This window comes from Bacteroides sp. ZJ-18, from assembly GCF_011038705.2.
GTDB classification, from domain to species: domain Bacteria; phylum Bacteroidota; class Bacteroidia; order Bacteroidales; family Bacteroidaceae; genus Bacteroides; species Bacteroides hominis.
This window is the reverse complement of record NZ_CP072198.1, coordinates 2,081,248-2,101,531: the sequence shown is the minus strand read 5'-3', so window position 1 is coordinate 2,101,531 and position 20,284 is coordinate 2,081,248. Positions and strand designations below refer to the sequence as shown.

Below are 20,284 nucleotides of genomic sequence, written 5' to 3'. Positions count from 1 at the left end.
TTAAAAATCCAATTTTACATTAAAGCCTAAATAACGGGTGGACGGAGAACTTAGGTTATCTGAGTCACTGTCGGGATCGGTAAAGCGGAACTCTTTAGTCCATACAAACAGATTTTGTCCGACAAAAGCCAGTGTCAAACCTTTCATATGCAGTTTGTTGCAAACAGACTTAGGCATCTGATAGCTCAGCGAGAGGTCACGCAGTTTGAAGAACGTCTCGTCAAATACATTCTGACGTGTCACGGTACCTATATACGGGTTAGTACTTTTCATATACGACTCGTAAGATACTTGTACGTCGTTCGGAGCAAATACTCGATCGTCATGGATAATTTTTCCGTTCGAATCGTAATCTACACTCCCGGAAACGACTTTCACTCCGGTACCTACAAAATTGGTCTTCTTATTCACCACTTCATCATATCGCCACTGATTGTCCGAATCAATATGTGCCCCCGAGTTCCACATCGCCTGATTGGTTTTCGAGTGTGCCATACCTCCTACCCGTCCGTCAAGTGTAAAGGAGAGAGTGAAATTCTTGTAAGTTATCGTATTCGTCCAGCCCCATATCCAATCAGGATATTCATAACCGATAACCGACTGGTAATCGCTCTGTTTAGGATAACCATTGTAATTGATAATATTTCCTTGAGGATCGCGTTCCCAATCGTAAATTCCGTACCAATCCCAACGTTTACCGACAGCTACCCAAGGCTTCTGTGTAGAATATACCGGGTCTATTTTGGTATAATACCAACGGTCACGTGACCAGTTGAAAGCCGACTCCCAATTCCAGTCTCTTGTTCTGATAATATCGCCTGACAGGGTCAATTCTACCCCACGACCCACATATTCTTCATCAATGTTGATCAATGTAGACGTAAATCCGGAAGAGTTGCTGATGCCGGCACTACGAGTCAGATTGTAATAGAGCTTATTATAATAAGTAAAGTCTACTTTCAGACGATTTTTAAACATATGGACTGCCGTACCGATTTCATAAGAACGTGTAGCCGAAGGTTTCACCGCAACACCACGGATAGATGTGGGATAATATGCAGCACTCTCACCATTCCACAAATCGGTAGACACACTATAAGTATTGTTAGTATCATATACTCCCAGGTCACTCTTAGTTTGTGTCCATGCACCTCTCACTTTCCAGAAATCAATAAATTTAGGCATTGGGATAAACTGCGAAAGCACAACACTGCTGGCCACAGACGGATAGAAATAAGATCGTGTCTCCGACGGCAAGGAAGATGACCAGTCATTACGTCCCGTTACATCCAGAAATAAAGTACTCTTCCACGAAACAGAAGCTTTTGCATATACACTGGTCACCAGTTTTTTAGTAATACCACTGGTTGTTTTCAACGGGTCTACAGATGATTTCAATGAGTAATATCCCGGAATTTTCAGACCATTTTGTGTTTCAGCCAAAATATTATCACTCTTCCAGTAATAAACGTTTCCACCCACGAAACCATCGACATTGAAATTACCGAATTTATGATCGGCAGACAGTATCAAGTCATTGTTTAAACTATATCCGCCTAAGCGTTGCAGACCATAATAACCCTGTTTATGCCAACCACCCACAGCACTTACAGCATTCCGCCACTCTTTTTTCTGTGAATACGAGTCCAGCCCCGAACGCAGTGATAAGTTCAACCAAGGAGTAAAATCATAATTGGCAGAAAGATATCCGTTAATCAAATCATAATCGCTTGAACGCGTAATTTCGTTCGCAATGAAATATGGATTATCATACCATTTGGTATCCATCCAGTTCTGCTGTTCATCCTGTTTAATCCAGTAATTTTTATAGTCCCGTATATCATACTCAGCCCCTGACCATACCAACAAATTATAAAGGAAACCACTTCCACCATATCCGGCTCCCATATCGTTGGGGTAGAAACGTTTGTTATAAGTCAGACCTCCGTCAAAAGAAAATTTCTTCCATTTCATATCGCCCGATACTGAGTAAGTAATCTTATTCAATTTTTGATTCGGATACTGCCCTTTGTTATATACATGGGTCAATGAAGTACGTACGCTACCATATTTACCTTTCTGGGATACACTTACATTGTTGTTTGTCACCAAACTCAATTCTTGAAAGTTCTTTAAGTTATTTCTACCTTTCGAAACCAAAGGCATATCCACCCATTCGTGAGTATACGGATCATATTGCAATGCTGTACGTCCGATGTCCAGTTTGTCTCCCCATACATATCCTCCGGTGGAATAAGTCCCCTGCGACCCGGAACTATATGAAGTTTGTACCTCCGGCTTTCTCAGATATCCGGCTGCAAACATGGTACTGCTGTTTACAGTCACATTCAATCCTTCTTCCTTACCTTTTTTAGTGGTAATCATCACTGCACCGGCACCTCCACGGGCACCATAGAGTGCCGAAGCCGTAGCTCCTTTCAGGACATCAACCGATTCGATATCATCAGCTGCTATATCATTCAATCCCACATTACCATAAGGTACACCGTCGATAACTAACAGGGGGGCAGATGCACGCAACGAGAGTGAAGGAGCTGTATTGAACTCTGTACTGTTTTTTACATTCAATCCGGCAATCTTGCCCGTTAACGAAGTAGCAACATTCACTGTTTTTACAGCAGCCAGCCGATCTCCGTCCACTTTTTGCACGGCATACCCCAGAGCCTTCTCTTCGCGCTTGATACCTAATGCCGTTACAACAACCTCATCGAGCAGTTTCGTGTTCTCGGCCAACCGAACAGTAAGTGAAGTATTATTACCCACAGGAACTTCTTTGGTGATGTACCCGATATACGAAATGATAATTGAGCTTTTAGTTCCTACAGAAAGACTAAAGTTACCGTTGACATCTGTAATCGTCCCGTTTCCGGAATCCTTTTCTTTAATATTAGCTCCGATAATGGGTAAACCGGCCTCATCAGTAACCAGTCCCTTTATCTTTTTAGTGGTCTGCTGTTGTGCAGCAGTCGTTTCCAAAATCTGTTTAGGAGACAGGATAATACTATTCTCCAATATTTTATAACCGATATCCGTACCGGCAAACAGCTGATTCAAAACTTGGCTGATCTCTTTTTGAGTACTTTTAATAGTCACACTCCGAGAGATATCCACCTGCTTATTATTATAGAAAAAGTGGTATTCCGACTGCTTCTCTATTTCATCCAGCACTTTCTGAAGACTGCTGTTGCTGACATTCAATGTCACACGTACTGACTGGCTATAACCCTTAGCCGCAAATGCCATACTGGCAAAGACAAACAACATGATCGCTGATAGTTTCATACACAAAGGTATTTTTTTCAGAAGCGAAAAGATATTCTGCCTCCCGAAAAATTGGAAGTTTAAGTAAATTGTCATAGATTTGTAGTGATTTTGATTTAAAAAATTCTATTAACCGCACAACTTGTCGCCAAACAAGCGGACGGTGGACTTTCATACAGGAAAATACGCCAATATTTTCCTGTATGTTTTTTTGTTTTAAGGTGGACGTGTTGTCATAGGTATCAGATTTTAAAAGTTTAATATTCAAATGGTCAATATAGCTCTATTTTCATTTTCTGCTGTATTGTCTGCTGTGTGTTATGTTCCAGTTCTATAAATCTATACTGTATGCCCGAAGCAAGCCTGAAGTGTTCAAGAATCAGAGGTAAGTGCTGTTCGCTGAATACTCCGGTAAATGAATTTCCATAAAGAGTAGAATCTTTTACGATAAACTCCACATGAAACCGCTTGGTAAGTATTTTCAAAGCCTCAGACAGCGGGGTATTCCTAAATACCACCTGACCGTCTTTCCAGGCCGTATAAGTTTTCACATAAGGTTTGTCGGTCCTCACTGTACGTGTTTTCGGATTATAGATAAACTCCTCATCAGGCTTCATCACAAAGGTCCGTTGCTTGTCACCCTCACCCAGAAATGACAATTTCACAGAGCCCGATACTAAGGTAGTTCTTACCACACTGTCCGTCCGATAAGCCTCTATATTGAACTCCGTACCCAAAACCTCAGTCTGAATACGGAAAGGCGTATTAACAATAAATCGCTTACTCTTATCTCTATGCACCTCAAAGTAAGCCTCTCCATCAAGTTCTACGTTACGTATATCTCCTGTGAACCTGGTAGGATGTTTAAGTGAAGATCCCGAGTTCAGCCAAACTTTAGTTCCATCCGGCAGATTCGCTTCAGCAACCATACCGGGATTTGTCCGTATCTCCACATACTCCACGGGGGAGTTTTTCAAAATCAGATAAAGGGTGGTGGCAAGCAGCGGCAGAGCCAAACAAGCAGCAATACGCTGCCCCCACACCATCCATGAAACTCTATGTTGATGTTTGTGTATTCGGTCCTTTACCTGATGGAAAGCCGCAACAGAATCTACGTGCTTCATGTAGTTCAATGTATCGGCTGCCCGGTAAAGCTGAAAAATATCCCGTGCTGTCTTCGTATTCTCCTCCGAAGTAGCAATCCACTCTTCTACCTCCTTTTGTCTGTCAGCAGGAAGCTCCCCGGCAAAATAGCTTAAAAGAATTGACTCATTTATGTAATAGGATTCATCCATAATTCGTGCTTTTATAGATAAGACGAATGAAATCAGAAATCTCCTAACCTAAAAACGTATTTTTTTTGAAAAAAATATTATTTTTGCCCAAAACGAGGGTTTACATGCACAACAATACATCGCATACAACAAGCGACGAAATTCTTTTTTATCAGATACAACAGGGAAATGAAGACGCATTTGAAGCGCTGTTTCTCCGGCACTATCCCGCCTTGTGCGCTTACGCCAGGCTGTTTGTGGAACCGGACGACGGACAGGAGATTGTATCGGATGTAATGGTCTGGCTTTGGGAAAATAAAGAGATGCAGGCATTTGAAACTTCTTTGAAAAGTTACTTGTTCAAAGCTGTTAAAAATCGTTGCCTGACTCTTATCAATCGGAACGAAGTGAAACAAAGAATCGAAAAGATGATTTTCGACAATCTCCAATCACAGTATGATGATCCCGATTTCTACGTCATGCAAGAATTAACCGAGAAAATAGAAGAAGCTTTGGCACGACTCCCGGAAAATATCCGCGAAGCATTCGAGCTCAATCGTTTCCAGAACCTGACCTACAACGAAATAGCCGAACGCTTAGGAGTATCTCCCAAAACGATAGATTACCGGATTCAGCAGGCACTGAAACAACTGCGCATCGATCTGAAAGATTATCTGCCCGTCCTGCTATCCTTCCTGCTGCGTTAAAACAGCGGAGCATTCAGCAAATACTATACAGAAGTCCGGTAGGGTAAAGTAAACCAAAAAAGAGAGCCTTTACCAACCTCGGAGGTAACCCCGATCTCACCTCCCAGTTTTTCAATAATCATCCGGCTGATAGATAGTCCCAGCCCGGTACCTTGTATAAAAGGATTATATTTGACAAAACGTTCAAACACATGCTCACACTGTTCGGTAGACATGCCACAGCCTGTATCAGACACATAAAAATATAATGTTGCGGCATCTTTCAACCGATATCCCATCCGTATCTCCCCTCCGGAAGTGAACTTAATCGCATTGGTCAACAAATTAATAATGACTTGTGTCAGCCGATTCTTATCAGTATATAAAATACATTGGGGCAATTGTTCGTCAAAAGTTAGAACGAGTTCTTCCGATTTGATACGCAGTTTACCCACTTGTTCTATCTCCGACATCATTTGATTGACATCCGCACGGGTTATATGAAAATCATACATTCCGGACTCGATCTTCGACATGTCCAGAATATCGCTGATCAGTTGAAGCAGAAGATCTGTATTGGTTTCAATGATATCGGCATATTCTTTCATCTCTTCTTTATCTTCTACCTGCGAAAGCAGGTTTGAAAAACCGACAATAGCATTCAGAGGGGTACGTATTTCATGACTCATATTCGCAAGAAAAGCTGATTTTAATTGATTAGCCTCCTCCGCTTTCAGACGCGCCTCTTCCAGGCGTTGATGAGTTTTCTTAAGAATATGAATATAAAAGCCAATGGCACCTGCTACCAGAAGCACAACAAATACCGTTAGTAAAATCTCCTTTTTATACTGCTCAAAGAAACTCATAGGAAGATTTACATATACAGCCCCTTCCGGATAAAGCGAAACAGGGATTTGGTAGGACTGCAAAGCCGGATAACAAAGATAAGCGGCCGGCTCACCCCCTAATGCAGACGGAATTTCGCGGGGTTGCTCTCCTTTCAACACACGTTCAATCAGTTGCAATAATGAATCTCCGAATGACTCCACCGATACATAATACCCTCCCGCAAATGTGTTATTGGATAAATCCTCAGCAGCCAGCAAAAACAGGGGAGAGTGCACAAATCGGGTAATAATCTCCTGAATATGATCAAACAAATAGTTATTGTCGTCTTGGTTATGCGATTCAAACCACGAATAATAAATCAATCCGGTGTTTTTATCATATCCGCTCAAAGTATCGAGCAGCATTTCAGTAGAAATATTTTTGGTTGACAACTGCTCCAGACTCAGCTCCGGGAAGTATCTGCCCACAGCCTGACTGACATCACCACGAACTGCCTCACTGATATATCGGTCATCGGATATAAAAGCAACTCGTTTCATCCCGGGCATCACTTGCCGCATCAGTTCGATAGTCTCTTTTACATAATACGTTTGCCCCAATGTAGTCACATTATATCCTTTGCGCCATTCTTTAGCCGGAACGGTATTGGTATCAGTCAACGGTTCGTGAGACAGCAAAACATCAAGTGTTGCCGGCAAGCGGTCCCGGGCATTAATAATGATGACCGGCACATCTCTCCATTCATCATCAAAAAGCTCCCGACAGACAATCCATCCCGGGTCACCTATAAAAACAACCAATCGAGGAGGTATATCATGCTTTCGACGTAACTGTTCTACAATTGCAGTTGCCTCTTTACGGCTACAAAGGGCCGGTACAGACAGAGATTCGGCCGTTACGGAAATATCTTCCTTCTGCAATTCCTGATGTACATACCAATATATACTTTTTGCCCAGGGAAGATTAAAGTTAATAGAATTCAGAAACAACACATCTTCACCGGACCTGTCCTTGTGAGCCGATAGCCGACAGTTCATTCCTCCCAACAGAATCAGAAGGAAACAGAAGTATCTGAATTGTATTTGTTTCATTTGTAACGGTCGATTGCTAAAATCGGTGACAAAGGTATCATTATTATTCGTATACAGAAAAAGGCACCCTATTATTTTAGAGTGCCCTTTTATATTTATCTTCTAAAAAGACTTTCTTACGCGTTTTTCAGAGATGCAATACTCTCTTTGAGCGATTTAATGATACTTTCGGCATCAGCCTGTTTCTTGCGTTCCATTTCAATAACGGCAGCCGGTGCATTACTCACGAATTTCTCATTGCTGAGTTTCTTCAAAACGCCCTGCAAGAAGCCCTCTTTATGTTTCAGTTCGGCTTCCATACGTGCTATCTCAGCTTCCACATCGATCATATTGCCCAAGGGGACTGCAAACTCAGTCGTTCCGATCATGAATGAAGAAGCTCCGTCAGCTTTTACATCCACTACCTGAATAGCAGACAAGTTACACATTTTAAAGATAACAGGGTTCATTTTCTCTACCGGGTTTACTCCTACCACTTGTAACTCAAGCGGTTCTTTCATTGCAATATTCTTTTGCAAACGGATGGCACGCACACTACTGATTATCTCTTTAGCCGTTTCGAATTGTTTCAAGAACTCCTCGTTCACTTCTCCGACTTCTGCCAACGGTTCTACCATCAGACTTGCCCCCGGCTCACGCTCACGCAACTGCTGCCACAATTCTTCCGTAATAAATGGCATGAAAGGATGGAGCATAGCCAACAGACGTTCGAAAGCACTCAAAGTCATTGAATAGATAAATCCGTTTACAGGCTGTCCATAAGCAGGTTTCACGATTTCGAGCAACCATGAAGAAAATTCATCCCAAAACAGTTTATAAATCAGCATCAACGCTTCGCTCAAACGGTACTTGCTGAATAAATCGGCTACCTCAACTGCGGCAGCATCCAGTCTTTGGTCAAACCATTGTACAGCCAGGTGTGCATCCGCCGGAATATCGATTGTTCCCATTCCATTCTCCCAACCTTTTACCAGTCGGAAGGCATTCCATATTTTATTGCAGAAATTACGTCCCTGTTCGCAAAGTGCATCATCAAAAAGAATGTCGTTTCCGGCAGGAGCCGAAAGCATCATCCCCATACGTACACCATCTGCTCCGTATTTCTCTATCAACTCCAACGGATCCGGTGAGTTGCCAAGCGACTTGGACATTTTACGTCCCAATTTGTCGCGGACAATACCTGTAAAATATACATTTTTAAACGGCATTTTACCTTCATACTCATAGCCTGCCATAATCATGCGGGCCACCCAAAAGAAGATAATATCCGGACCGGTCACCAGATCACTGGTAGGATAGTAATAGTTAATTTCTTCGTTACCCGGATTATTGATGCCATCGAACAAAGAAATAGGCCACAGCCAGGAAGAGAACCAAGTATCCAGACAATCTTCATCCTGACGAAGGTCAGCCATTGTCAGATGATCGTTTCCTGTTTTTTCTTTAGCCAATTTCAATGCTTCTTCGTCAGTAACGGCTACTACATATCCGCCTTCCGGAAGGAAGTAAGCCGGGATGCGGTGTCCCCACCACAACTGACGGCTGATACACCAGTCTTTGATGTTCTCCATCCAATGACGATAAGTATTTTTATATTTGGCAGGATAAAACTTAATCTCATCCTTCATCACTGGCTCAAGGGCAATCTGAGCCAAATGCTCCATCTTAAGGAACCACTGCATAGAGAGTTTAGGCTCTATCACTACATTGGTACGTTCAGAATAGCCGACTTTATTGGTATATGCCTCCGTCTTTTCAAGTAATCCGGCGGCTTCAAGATCTTTCTCAATCTGTTTGCGAACTTCAAAACGGTCCATACCGATATACATACCGGCAGCTTCGCTGATAGTCCCGTTATCATTGAAAATATCAATACTTGGCAAGTTATACTTCTCACCCAGCATATAGTCATTCACGTCATGTGCCGGAGTCACTTTCAGACATCCTGTACCGAATTCGATATCTACATAATCATCCTCAATCACCGGGATGACACGGCCTACCAGCGGAACAATAACCTTCTTACCTTTCAGGTGCTGATTTTTCGGGTCATTCGGATTGATACACATAGCGGTATCGCCCATAATCGTCTCCGGACGAGTAGTTGCAACAACGGCATAACTGTCTTCACCCTCTACCTTATATCTCAGATAATACAGCTTTCCATGCTCCTCTTTGTAAATCACCTCCTCGTCAGACAAAGCTGTCAATGCCTTCGGGTCCCAGTTTACCATACGCACGCCACGGTAAATAAGTCCCTTCTTGTAAAGGTCTACAAATACTTTCAGCACACTTTCGCTACGCTTTTCGTCCATAGTAAAAGCAGTACGGTCCCAGTCACAGGATGCCCCCAACTTACGGAGCTGTTTCAGGATAATCCCACCATGTTCATCTGTCCATGCCCAAGCATGCTTCAGAAACTCGTCACGAGTCAGATCAGTCTTTTTAATACCCTGTGCAGCCAACTTATTCACCACCTTTGCTTCGGTAGCGATAGAGGCATGGTCGGTTCCCGGCACCCAACAAGCATTCTTGCCTTCCATACGTGCACGACGAACGAGGATATCCTGAATGGTATTATTAAGCATGTGTCCCATATGCAGCACACCAGTGACGTTAGGGGGCGGAATAACGATGGTGTAAGGTTCACGTCCATCGGGTTTCGAACTGAATAATTTATGGTCCAGCCAATACTGATACCACTTTCCCTCCACGTCAGCAGGGTTGTACTTACTTGCTAATTCCATGTTGTATATATCTATTTTATTAGTTTATTGCGAAAGATTGGCGCAAAATTAATAAAAATAAGTAGAATATAGGGACAGGAATATGTACTTTTGTTCCTCGAAAGAAAGAAGTAGCAATGAAAAGCAAAAAGCGAGTCATACGGTACTCTGTTTTAGGAACTTTAATTATCCTTGTCTGGGTCACTCAGGCGATCCCGGCAATGGGAGAAGGATATGCACGCTCGGTCTATCCTGTTATCTCGTACGTCCTGTCCGGTTTTTCCAATTTCATTCCTTTTGCTTTGGGTGACCTGTTCATAGCATTCAGTATTACAGGGATTATTCTTTATCCGGTATACGCACGCATCCGCCAAAAGTTAAGCTGGAAAACAATCCTGAGAAGGGATATGGAATATCTGGCATGGATCTATGTATGGTTTTACCTGGCATGGGGACTCAACTATTCGCAAAGAAACTTCTACGAGCGTACAGGGATACCATATATTACCTATACTCCGGAAAATTTTGACCACTTTGTAAACCAATACATCTATTTACTGAATGAATCATACGTTCCCATAACCCGGATCGACAAGGAAACCATCTGTAAAGAGGCAGTCAGCCAGTACAGTCTGATCAGTGACAGTCTCGGCGTACACCATCCTCCACACTCCATGCCACAGGTCAAAACAATGTTGTTCACTCCACTTATTTCAATGGTAGGAGTAACAGGAAGCATGGGACCGTTTTTCTGTGAGTTCACGCTGAATGGTGACTTGTTACCTCCACAATATCCGGCAACCTATACGCATGAACTGGCCCACTTATTGGGTATCACCAGTGAAGCGGAAGCCAACTTTTACGCCTATCAGGTCTGCACACGTTCTACAAATAGAGAAATCCGCTTTAGCGGTTACTTCTCTATCCTGGGACATGTGCTTGCTAATGCCCGCAGATTGATGACAGAAAATGAATACCGGGAATTATTCAGTCGGATACGTCCGGAAATCATCGAACTCGCCCGGAAGGATCAAGAGTATTGGATGGCTAAATATAGCCCGTTGATAGGTGATATTCAAGATTGGATATATGACTTATATCTGAAAGGAAACAAAATAGAAAGCGGACGGAAAAACTATTCGGAAGTCATCGGTCTGCTGATTTCATACAACGAATGGAAAAAAGAATCAAATAAAGAATAAACATGCATACAAGAGAAGAACAGATGGAAGCCTTCGGGCGCTTCCTGGATATACTCGACGAACTTCGGGTAAAATGTCCCTGGGATCGCAAACAGACCAACGAAAGTCTGCGCCCCAATACTATCGAAGAGACTTACGAATTGTGCGACGCATTGATGCGCGATGACAAAAAAGATATTTGTAAAGAGTTGGGAGATGTATTGCTGCACGTGGCCTTTTATGCAAAAATAGGCTCAGAAACCGGTGATTTCGACATGAAAGATGTTTGTGACAAACTCTGCGAAAAACTGATTTTCCGCCATCCACATGTTTTCGGAGAAGTAAAAGCCGACACAGCCGGACAAGTATCCGAAAACTGGGAACAGCTGAAACTAAAGGAAAAGGACGGAAATAAAACTGTATTAAGCGGAGTCCCTACTGCCCTACCCTCACTTATCAAAGCTTACCGGATGCAGGACAAAGCACGTAATGTAGGATTCGATTGGGAAGAAAAAGAGCAAGTCTGGGAAAAAGTCAAAGAAGAAATTGCAGAATTTCAGGTAGAAATAGCCCATATGGACAAAGATAAGGCGGAAGCCGAATTCGGTGATGTCATGTTCAGCCTCATCAACGCTGCCCGTCTCTACAAGATCAACCCGGACAATGCCTTAGAACGTACAAACCAAAAATTCATCCGCCGATTCAACTATCTGGAAGAACACACCATTAAGGAAGGCAAAAACCTGAAAGAGATGTCTCTCGCAGAAATGGATGCAATCTGGGATGAAGCCAAAAAGAAAGGACTGTAAAAAGTCCTCTCTCCTCTAAAAGGATAATACCAAAATTCCACTGCAAACTAACGGATTGCGCAGAGTATGTAATTGACGGATCAATAAATATCCCCAATTAGTGTTTATCTGTGCAATCCGTTAAGTCTGTGGTAAATTCTCCCGCTCTTGCAGGAGAGCAATTTTTCATTCTATTTTTTCTTTCCTTTGTTATCACGAACCCCTTTCAACAACTCTCGGTGAAAACGCATTTCCGCTCGCTGTATCAGATAAATTTTCTTACACGGAAGTATCTTTTTAAACTTCTCAAAATAAGTTTTATCCAGACGGTCTGAAGCAATACGGGCATCGTATACCCCTTCCAATATTTCTCCATATTGTGCGTCAGTGGTTTTATCATCTTTACCGCTACGAAGCAACTTCCAGGCCTCGTCATTCAGTTGTTTTTTCCGGTCCTGTAATTCAAAGTAAACCGGAAAGAACTTTGCTGCCTCTTCCTTAGTCAGACCGGCTTTTTCTGTTATAAATGCTCGTTGTTTGGCCCTGAATTCTTCGGGTGACAAATGTTGGTTAGGATCTCCCATGGCATTCAGTGCCGGGATACAACTACAAACTATAATCAATAGAATAATCAGTTTCTTCATTTTGCTTTATTAAATCAGTTTAGTTTACTTATTCAGCTGTAGCATCACTGAGATAGACGTACAAAGAGTAATCGTCCAGCATCGAGCGATCCAGTGCTACATCAATATATTCATCCGAAACAACTTCGGTTCCTGCATCATTTGCAGTCAGTTGATCATCCACCGTTGCCGGCTGGTGATTTGAAGAAGCCACACGGATAATCAATGCAGCTCCTATAAACATAGCCGCCATATAGAATAAAGGTTTCACCCTGGTCCACATTGTGGGTTGCTTCACTTCTTCAAAAGCAGGCTTCTCTTTTTCCGGAAGTTTACCCATCACCTCTGAAGTCAAGTTTTCAAAGTATCCCTCAGGTACTTTAAAGGAATTCTCCCTCCCCACTTTCTTCAATATGTTATCTTCTTCTTTCATACGTTCTTCTCCTCTCTTCTTCTTAGACATTATGCATATTAAAAGGTTTAATCAGCCTCCTCCAAAAACTTCTCGATTTTTTTCACGGCATGGTGATAAGAAGCTTTCAGAGCCCCCACCGAAGTGCCGAATATCTCCGACATCTCTTCATATTTCATTTCCTGATAATATTTCAGGTTGAACACCATCCGTTGCTTTTCAGGAAGGGTCAGCAATGCCTTCTGAAGCAATAACTCTGCCCGATCCCCCGAGAAGTAAGGATCGCTCTCCAGTTTCTGAGTCACGTCGGCCTCCGGATCGTCAATGGCAATTGTATTCATAGCCCGTTGTTTATTCAGGAAAGTGATACATTCGTTCAGGGCAATACGGTAAAGCCAGGTAGACAGCTTTGCCTCAGCCCGGAAATAGTCAATGTTTATCCATGCCTTAATGAAAGTATTTTGAAGAAGGTCATTGGCATCGTCATGTGAAAGTACCATCCGCCTGATCTGCCAGTATAATTGTTCGCTATACTGCGAAACGATCTGCTCAAATCCCTGCTTCTGTGTCCTCTCATCCTGAAGGAGTGCCAAAACCTCTCGTTCATTATAAGGGTTCATAGGTTCGTTTGTAATTCGTATATGTTATTTTAGACAATTCTATTCAACAAAGGTTTAATCGGTCTCCCGAAATTAAAGACTTATACACAAGTTTTCTTTTGCAAGTATAGTATCCGGAAAGATAGCCGAAGCTTCTTTCAGCAAAACATTTTCATCTTCGTAGCGGGCAGAGAAATGACCGATCACTAATCGCCGTACACCGGCTTCCACAGCTATCCGGCCGGCTTGGGCGGCTGTAGTATGGTACGTTTCTTTAGCACGTGCCAGTTCCGATTCGGCAAATGTAGCCTCATGAAAAAGCAAGTCAACACCTGAGATCTGTTCCGCAATCTCCCGCCGGAAAATCGTATCCGAGCAATAGGCATACCGTCTGGGAGGATCCGAGGGGCGGGTCAAGCGCACATTAGCAATCACTTCTCCTTCCGGAGTTATGTAGTCTGCACCGTTCTTTATCCGATTCAGTTCATAGACCGGTACTTTATAGAAATCGATCATATCACGGATAATATGGTTCGGCCGGGCCTTTTCCGCAAACAAAAAGCCACAACAGGGAATACGGTGCTGGAGCGGGATGGTGGTGACTGTCATCGAACGGTCTTCATAAATCACCGACGCTTGTCTGGTGTCAAATTCATGGAAAATGACTTTATATGCCAACGTATGGCAAAAGAAATTAAGCATAGGAGCCAATAACTCCTCCAATCCTTTTGGAGAATGGATATGTAACTCTGCCGTGCGCCCCAATAACCCGAAAGTGGAAATAAGCCCCATCAATCCGAAGCAATGATCACCATGCAGATGCGAAATGAAGATATGGTTCAGCCGCGAAAATTTCAACCGCGACTTACGCAATTGCATCTGTGCCCCTTCTCCGCAATCGATCATAAAAAGTTTATCACGCAAGTTGACTACCTGCGAAGTGGCAAAATGCCGGGTAGTAGGCAATGCGGACCCACAACCCAATATATGTAATTCAAATTTTTCCATCTTTCAAACTGTATTTGCAAAGATAGACAATTAAAGTTCAGCGCAATGATTCAACATACAAAAAAATGAAGGGTATCCCATTGAATGAGATACCCTTCTATATCAATCTATGAAAGATTTGAATTACTTCTTACCTTCCAGCTGTTCTTTCAAAGCAGCCAAAGCATCGATATCACCCAAAGTAGTAGAAGCAGCCTGATTTTGGATAGCAGGAGTTTCTTCTCTCTTAGAAGATTTCTTTGCGTTAGAAGCAGCTTTCTTCTCAGCTCTTTCTTCTGCCTTGGCAACATCTTCAAAAATGCGGCTATGAGACAGGATGATTCTCTTAGCGTCTTTGTTGAACTCGATTACTTTGAATTCCAGTTTCTCGTCCATCTGAGCCTGTGAACCGTCTTCTTTAACGAGGTGTTTCGGAGTAGCGAAACCTTCAACGCCGTAAGGAAGAGCAACTACAGCACCCTTATCCAACATTTCGATGATTGTACCTTCATGTACAGAACCTACAGTAAATACTGTTTCAAATACATCCCAAGGATTTTCCTCAAGTTGTTTGTGACCAAGGCTCAGACGACGGTTTTCTTTATCGATTTCCAGTACCTGAACTTCAATGTCAGCACCAATCTGAGTAAATTCTGACGGGTGTTTAACCTTCTTAGTCCAAGACAGGTCAGAGATGTGGATCAATCCGTCAACACCTTCTTCGATTTCTACGAATACACCGAAGTTAGTGAAGTTACGAACCTTAGCAGTATGTTTAGAACCTACAGGATATTTTTCTTCGATAGTTTCCCAAGGATCTTGTTTCAGTTGTTTGATACCCAAAGACATCTTACGTTCTTCACGGTCCAGAGTCAGAACTACAGCTTCTACTTCGTCACCGACTTTCATGAAGTCCTGTGCAGAACGCAGGTGCTGTGACCATGACATTTCTGATACGTGGATCAGACCTTCAACACCCGGAGCAATTTCGATAAATGCGCCGTAGTCAGCCATAACCACTACTTTACCTTTCACTTTGTCACCTACCTGGAGGTTCGGATCCAAAGCATCCCATGGGTGCGGAGTCAGTTGTTTCAGACCCAAAGCGATACGTTTCTTCTCGTCATCAAAGTCGAGGATAACTACGTTCAACTTCTGATCCAGCTCAACCACTTCCTTCGGATCGCTTACGCGGCCCCAAGACAGGTCAGTGATGTGGATCAATCCGTCTACGCCACCGAGGTCAATAAATACACCATAAGATGTGATATTCTTAACGGTTCCTTCAAGAACTTGTCCTTTTTCAAGTTTACCGATAATTTCTTTCTTCTGTTGTTCCAGTTCAGCTTCGATAAGAGCTTTGTGAGAAACAACCACGTTTTTGAATTCCTGGTTGATTTTAACAACTTTGAATTCCATTGTTTTGCCAACGAATACATCGTAGTCGCGGATCGGTTTCACGTCGATCTGAGAACCCGGCAAGAATGCTTCGATACCGAATACGTCAACAATCATACCACCCTTAGTGCGGCACTTGATGTAACCCTTGATAATTTCTTCATTTTCCAGAGCAGCATTAACGCGATCCCAAGAACGGGTAGCGCGGGCTTTTCTGTGAGACAGAACCAACTGTCCTTTTTTGTCTTCCTGGTTTTCGATGTATACTTCTACAGTGTCACCTACTTTCAGATCAGGATTGTAGCGGAATTCATTCAAAGGAATGATACCGTCTGATTTGTAACCGATGTTCACAACAACTTCACGTTTGTTCATTGCGATTACAGTTCCGTCAACAACCTCACGGTCATTTACTTTGTTAAGCGTACCGTCGTAAGCTTTTTCAAGTTCTTCGTGGCTGGCACCAGCGAAGCTCTCGCCGTTTTCATACGCATCCCAGTTGAAGTCTTCAATAGGAGCAACGTTCTTTAAGTTTTCCATTAATAATTAATTGTTTAGTAATTCTTTAATTAAATAAGACATTATATTGATTATATAAATCGGGCGCAAAGATAGAACTATTTTCTTGAATTAGAAAAGAATAGCAAAAAAAATATCAAAAAGAGCTACAATCGGTACGTCTCACATCAAGCTCTTTAAAGCCGCGATAGAATCGGATACATATCGGTTATCCGGTTCTATGGAACGCCAGTAACACAGATTGCCCAATAAACGCTTCAGATAAACCGGATCGGTGGAGCCAATATGCTCCTGATGACTGGCCAATCCTTTTGTCAGGACGTAATGCACATTCTTACGGATCTCCCTCTTTTTAGTTTTGGGAATTGTCATCTTCGTACCCGAACTAACTGATACTCCAGTGATTATCTTACGTTTATGCTCAGGCAGAAAACGGGTTTTCTTCACATTCATCGTAAACCCTTCCTCCCTGATAACCTGATCAATCCGTGACAAGACTTTATCCTTCGGCAGAAAATCTCCCGAAAAGGTCAGGTCATCGGCATACCTCGTATAGACCAGCCCGTATTCATCGGCTAACGCCATCATTTTTTTATCCATCGGATAAGCAATAATATTGCTGAGAGCCGGACTTGTAGGCGCACCCTGCGGAAGGCACCTGTTACAGCAGCAGAGTTCCGCCAGTACTTTCGCTATAGGACGTGAATATCCCATCTCCCTGAATGTCGCCCTCACTTTGGGCGAACGTATGGAAGGGAAAAAGTCATGAAGATCTACTTTCAATACATTTTTTCGTCCCAAATGAACCCGCGCATTATCGGATACAGATTTACCAGGACAGAATCCGGTAACAGCAGGATGCACATTGGCTAACAATAAAACTCGTTGGTAAATGGTCTGCTGCATAGCTCGCAACTGACCTTGGGGAGCTGTAATGATCCGGACTCCTCCGCTTCTCTTCTTTATATAGAACTGGGTATATTGCCTCGGCACATAATCCAGCACCTCTCTCAACGTGTCTTCTTTGACTCCAAGTAAACTGGCACACCAACTGACAGCTCCGGCATCGAACCGCTTTGAGCCGAAAGCCACGGCTTTCCTACCAAAAATATTCTTCAGGGACGAAACACTTTCCTTCTTCTCTTTAGCATAAGGATTCTCACCGGCATAGTTTCCGGCTTTCCATCTTTTATATCCTTCCTGGCCTTTACTTGAACGAATGATACTAAAAACCAGCCAACCGGTAACGACAATCACAATAGCTAAAAGTAGTTCCATCCTTATACCTTAATTAATATATAGAAGCAAGTAAAAAAGAGGATGAGAGTGTTTACTTTTCTTTATTATGAGTATCTTAATAAAGAAATCCAGAAAGGCCCTGAATTCACGAGGCGACTGCACCTCTTTTTTGCTAAATCTTTATCTCATCCTCTTACGGGCAAAGATAAAGGTTTTCTCTTCCCCGACAAATAATAACAAGAATAAAATTAGCGGTTGAATAACTCAAACGTAAATTTACAGCCAACCTCGGTATACCTCCAGTTCTCACTTCCTACGAAAACGCCGAAATCGAAAATGTGAGTGCCGATTCCATATCCCAGCTCAATATAAGGCTGAAGATGGGGTACCGATAATATACTTGCATACAACCGTTCGTTTTGCACATAGCGTGTATACTTGATCAGATGCTTTAGAAGTAAAAAAGGAGCTTCATAGGTGAAATGCCCCCGTATGTACTTGCGTGAAGCATTGTACCAACGTCGGTCAAGAAGCTGAAATACTCCGCCAATTTCATCATTCCAACCTTCAGGAAGATTGCTACGGGTGAAATTATTAAAGTCAACAAAATACATTTCTTTCTGGTTAGTAAACATACCGAAACCAAAACGATAATAGATATTACGCATCAGTCCCAAAGGGATATGGTGTTGCAGGTCAAACTCCAGACGTTCATATTGCCCGGTGCTGCCAAACACCCCCTTGATACCCCTCTCCCAGTCTATTGAAAAAGTGGGGTATTTAGAACGCAGGTTGATCTTACGATGGCCGTTCATATAATAGTAAAGGCAAGGGGTCCACTCCAACCGGACCCGGGGAGCAAAGCTTAAATAGGTATTCCTGATTTTTCCCTGAATATCTTCGTTGGGAAGTTCCAGGCTCTTGGTCAATGGAACCAACTTGGAGGGTTTCACGGCTTTTCGTCTATGGGTGGAAAAGCCCACACTCAATTCCAGTCCATTAATAATTTCGATACTGTGCCTGAAGTTAAAGTATAAGTCATAGAAATAATCCAGATGAATCTGGTTGAAATCGAATACACTATCCGGTATGGCCTTCAGGTCATCGAGCACATCACTGCTGTAAATCCGGTTTCCGTTACCAAAGTCCACGTGGAAGGTCCCCATTTTCTCGGGTAGATAATTAAATTCGGAATTGACAGACCAATAAAACTCCTTGCGCGTAAAGTTGTAACCCAACTTAGGCACCACACGCAACAGCCGGTCGTGCTTAAAAAGCCGGTTGTACTTAAACGATTGCCTGTAAGAAAGCCCGTTACTTCCACTGTAACTCAATAAGAAAGGATTGATTATGGGCGAGCACTTCACACTTCCCAAATTGGACAGATTCAATTTATAATCACTGATCAGCACATCTCCTACCTGTCCCCAGAACACCTGGCTCTTACTCTTTGGCTTGATATTGCGCTGAATGGTGTCTTTACGCAGCGCATCTTCCTCGTACAATTTACGCTCACTTTCCGACAAGGGAATAGGCCGTAATGTTTCAAAGTAGGCACTATCCGTATGATAAGAAGCAGTCTCACATTGCAGGTTGTAAGAGTCTGAAAGATCATATTTACTTTTTCCTTTTGTCCTTGCCCTCACTTTTTCTTTCCATTCATTCTGGTTTTCTTCAAGTACGATGTCATGGTAGTTGAGTGATGCCACATAAACCCCGTTGATACGATTACCCAAGAAATTAAACTGTCCCTCGACATTGTAGCTGACAGGCAGAAATTCATCATCTTCTCCAACTCCTCCCATCTTTATCAGACAACTGAACAGCAAAAGCTCCGACCTGCCGGAAAATCGTATCTCGCGGACACTCCATACATCACTGCTCACAATCATATACCCGCCCACCAACTGGTCGCTTTTGCTTTTGGGGATAAACCGTATCTTATACTGCCGGTTATCTGTCCCCCCCATAATGGAATCAATCAGATACTTATAATACTTCCGTCCATTTTTGGCCAAGGGCGAAAGCAACCGATCATAAAGCAGCGTAGACGAATAGAGGTTGATATTGAAATACTCCAGCATACCCGGCACTCCCCGGCTATTGTGTACCGTACCTACAGAGGCTTTCACTTTTTGGTCATAAATATTAGGAGCCGTAAAATGCAGGTCACTATATGTTTCCACCATATACTGGCGCACTCCTTTCTGAAGACGGAACATGGAAGGCACATACCGGAGAATAAAATTTTTGCGTTTGATGTCCATCGTACCTTTTATATAGAGGTCGGCTCGGTAGTCGGTCACCAACTTTTCATAAAACGGGGCAAAGGTCATCACATTATTTAAAATGGAATCGGCAGAAATCGGACGTTTGGTCTGAGGATCAAGAACAACGTTAGCCACTCCCTTTTGTGAAAAAGAGAGCAAGACAAGCCCAAACACCCATATCCATATCTTGTATCTCAAATAGTAATCTCCTTTATTCAAGGCAAATATAAAAAAAATCCGATTATACGACTAATAAATTAATGATTTATACGAATCCGATCTACCTTCTTAAAACAGGGTGTCATCTTAAAAAAGAGACTAATTATAGAAAATACCCCTATAAAAATAGGGGTTATCTCA

General features: G+C 42.6%; 14 protein-coding genes. 3 read left to right on the top strand and 11 right to left on the bottom strand.

Annotated elements, in window-relative coordinates:
• Together G7Y45_RS08265 and G7Y45_RS08260 are read right to left on the bottom strand one after the other, a co-directional pair.
• Positions 1–3,303 carry a SusC/RagA family TonB-linked outer membrane protein gene (locus tag G7Y45_RS08265; RefSeq protein WP_032539649.1) on the bottom strand — a complete coding sequence of 1,101 codons (3,303 nt, stop codon included), beginning with the start codon at positions 3,301–3,303 and terminating at the stop codon, positions 1–3.
• Positions 3,304–3,554: 251 nt separating this feature from the next.
• The gene (locus G7Y45_RS08260; protein WP_032531811.1) at positions 3,555–4,577 is read right to left on the bottom strand and encodes a FecR family protein; all 1,023 of its coding nucleotides are present in this window, start codon (positions 4,575–4,577) and stop codon (positions 3,555–3,557) included.
• A gap of 104 nt (positions 4,578–4,681) precedes the next feature.
• Between G7Y45_RS08260 and G7Y45_RS08255 the strand changes: the two genes are divergently transcribed.
• Positions 4,682–5,263, top strand: a complete 582-nt coding sequence (locus G7Y45_RS08255; RefSeq protein ID WP_005775793.1) for an RNA polymerase sigma-70 factor — start codon at positions 4,682–4,684, stop codon at positions 5,261–5,263.
• Between the two features lie 23 nt (positions 5,264–5,286).
• Here G7Y45_RS08255 and G7Y45_RS08250 read toward each other — a convergent pair whose 3' ends face one another.
• Positions 5,287–7,182 (bottom strand): ATP-binding protein, encoded by a 1,896-nt coding sequence (locus G7Y45_RS08250; protein ID WP_165017350.1) that lies wholly within the window; start codon positions 7,180–7,182, stop codon positions 5,287–5,289.
• A 116-nt stretch (positions 7,183–7,298) separates the two neighbouring features.
• The gene (locus tag G7Y45_RS08245; RefSeq protein ID WP_005775791.1) at positions 7,299–9,929 is read right to left on the bottom strand and encodes a valine--tRNA ligase; all 2,631 of its coding nucleotides are present in this window, start codon (positions 9,927–9,929) and stop codon (positions 7,299–7,301) included.
• A gap of 116 nt (positions 9,930–10,045) precedes the next feature.
• On the opposite strand from G7Y45_RS08245, the gene G7Y45_RS08240 reads away from it, so the two are divergent.
• Together G7Y45_RS08240 and mazG are read left to right on the top strand one after the other, a co-directional pair.
• The gene (locus tag G7Y45_RS08240; RefSeq protein WP_165017353.1) at positions 10,046–11,110 is read left to right on the top strand and encodes a DUF3810 domain-containing protein; all 1,065 of its coding nucleotides are present in this window, start codon (positions 10,046–10,048) and stop codon (positions 11,108–11,110) included.
• Positions 11,111–11,112: 2 nt separating this feature from the next.
• Positions 11,113–11,898, top strand: coding sequence for a nucleoside triphosphate pyrophosphohydrolase (gene mazG / locus G7Y45_RS08235; RefSeq protein WP_005775787.1), 786 nt, complete (start codon positions 11,113–11,115; stop codon positions 11,896–11,898).
• A 170-nt stretch (positions 11,899–12,068) separates the two neighbouring features.
• On the opposite strand, the gene G7Y45_RS08230 is transcribed toward mazG, so the two are convergent.
• The 7 genes from G7Y45_RS08230 to G7Y45_RS08200 form a co-directional block, all read right to left on the bottom strand.
• Positions 12,069–12,521: a hypothetical protein gene (locus G7Y45_RS08230; RefSeq protein WP_005775786.1), complete on the bottom strand. Its 453-nt coding sequence runs from the start codon at positions 12,519–12,521 to the stop codon at positions 12,069–12,071.
• A 28-nt stretch (positions 12,522–12,549) separates the two neighbouring features.
• Positions 12,550–12,963: a hypothetical protein gene (locus G7Y45_RS08225; protein WP_005810006.1), complete on the bottom strand. Its 414-nt coding sequence runs from the start codon at positions 12,961–12,963 to the stop codon at positions 12,550–12,552.
• Between the two features lie 17 nt (positions 12,964–12,980).
• Positions 12,981–13,532 (bottom strand): RNA polymerase sigma factor, encoded by a 552-nt coding sequence (locus tag G7Y45_RS08220; RefSeq protein WP_005810008.1) that lies wholly within the window; start codon positions 13,530–13,532, stop codon positions 12,981–12,983.
• A 72-nt stretch (positions 13,533–13,604) separates the two neighbouring features.
• A complete protein-coding gene (locus G7Y45_RS08215; protein ID WP_005818659.1) occupies positions 13,605–14,519 on the bottom strand; it encodes a ribonuclease Z in 915 nt (304 codons plus the stop codon).
• A gap of 123 nt (positions 14,520–14,642) precedes the next feature.
• Entirely contained in the window at positions 14,643–16,436 is a 1,794-nt protein-coding gene (gene rpsA, locus G7Y45_RS08210) for a 30S ribosomal protein S1 (protein WP_005775782.1), read from the bottom strand.
• A gap of 141 nt (positions 16,437–16,577) precedes the next feature.
• Entirely contained in the window at positions 16,578–17,693 is a 1,116-nt protein-coding gene (locus G7Y45_RS08205) for a retron St85 family RNA-directed DNA polymerase (RefSeq protein ID WP_005818658.1), read from the bottom strand.
• A 209-nt stretch (positions 17,694–17,902) separates the two neighbouring features.
• A complete protein-coding gene (locus G7Y45_RS08200) occupies positions 17,903–20,122 on the bottom strand; it encodes a DUF5686 family protein (protein ID WP_005810014.1) in 2,220 nt (739 codons plus the stop codon).
• Positions 20,123–20,284 lie beyond the last annotated feature (162 nt).

Excerpts from the sequence above, each read along its gene's own strand:
- G7Y45_RS08265 (WP_032539649.1), bottom strand. The coding sequence starts at position 3,303 with ATGAAACTATCAGCGATCATGTTGTTTGTCTTTGCCAGTATGGCATTT.
- G7Y45_RS08260 (WP_032531811.1), bottom strand. The coding sequence starts at position 4,577 with ATGGATGAATCCTATTACATAAATGAGTCAATTCTTTTAAGCTATTTT.
- G7Y45_RS08255 (WP_005775793.1), top strand. The coding sequence starts at position 4,682 with ATGCACAACAATACATCGCATACAACAAGCGACGAAATTCTTTTTTAT.
- G7Y45_RS08250 (WP_165017350.1), bottom strand. The coding sequence starts at position 7,182 with ATGAAACAAATACAATTCAGATACTTCTGTTTCCTTCTGATTCTGTTG.
- G7Y45_RS08245 (WP_005775791.1), bottom strand. The coding sequence starts at position 9,929 with ATGGAATTAGCAAGTAAGTACAACCCTGCTGACGTGGAGGGAAAGTGG.
- G7Y45_RS08240 (WP_165017353.1), top strand. The coding sequence starts at position 10,046 with ATGAAAAGCAAAAAGCGAGTCATACGGTACTCTGTTTTAGGAACTTTA.
- mazG (WP_005775787.1), top strand. The coding sequence starts at position 11,113 with ATGCATACAAGAGAAGAACAGATGGAAGCCTTCGGGCGCTTCCTGGAT.
- G7Y45_RS08230 (WP_005775786.1), bottom strand. The coding sequence starts at position 12,521 with ATGAAGAAACTGATTATTCTATTGATTATAGTTTGTAGTTGTATCCCG.
- G7Y45_RS08225 (WP_005810006.1), bottom strand. The coding sequence starts at position 12,963 with ATGTCTAAGAAGAAGAGAGGAGAAGAACGTATGAAAGAAGAAGATAAC.
- G7Y45_RS08220 (WP_005810008.1), bottom strand. The coding sequence starts at position 13,532 with ATGAACCCTTATAATGAACGAGAGGTTTTGGCACTCCTTCAGGATGAG.
- G7Y45_RS08215 (WP_005818659.1), bottom strand. The coding sequence starts at position 14,519 with ATGGAAAAATTTGAATTACATATATTGGGTTGTGGGTCCGCATTGCCT.
- rpsA (WP_005775782.1), bottom strand. The coding sequence starts at position 16,436 with ATGGAAAACTTAAAGAACGTTGCTCCTATTGAAGACTTCAACTGGGAT.
- G7Y45_RS08205 (WP_005818658.1), bottom strand. The coding sequence starts at position 17,693 with ATGGAACTACTTTTAGCTATTGTGATTGTCGTTACCGGTTGGCTGGTT.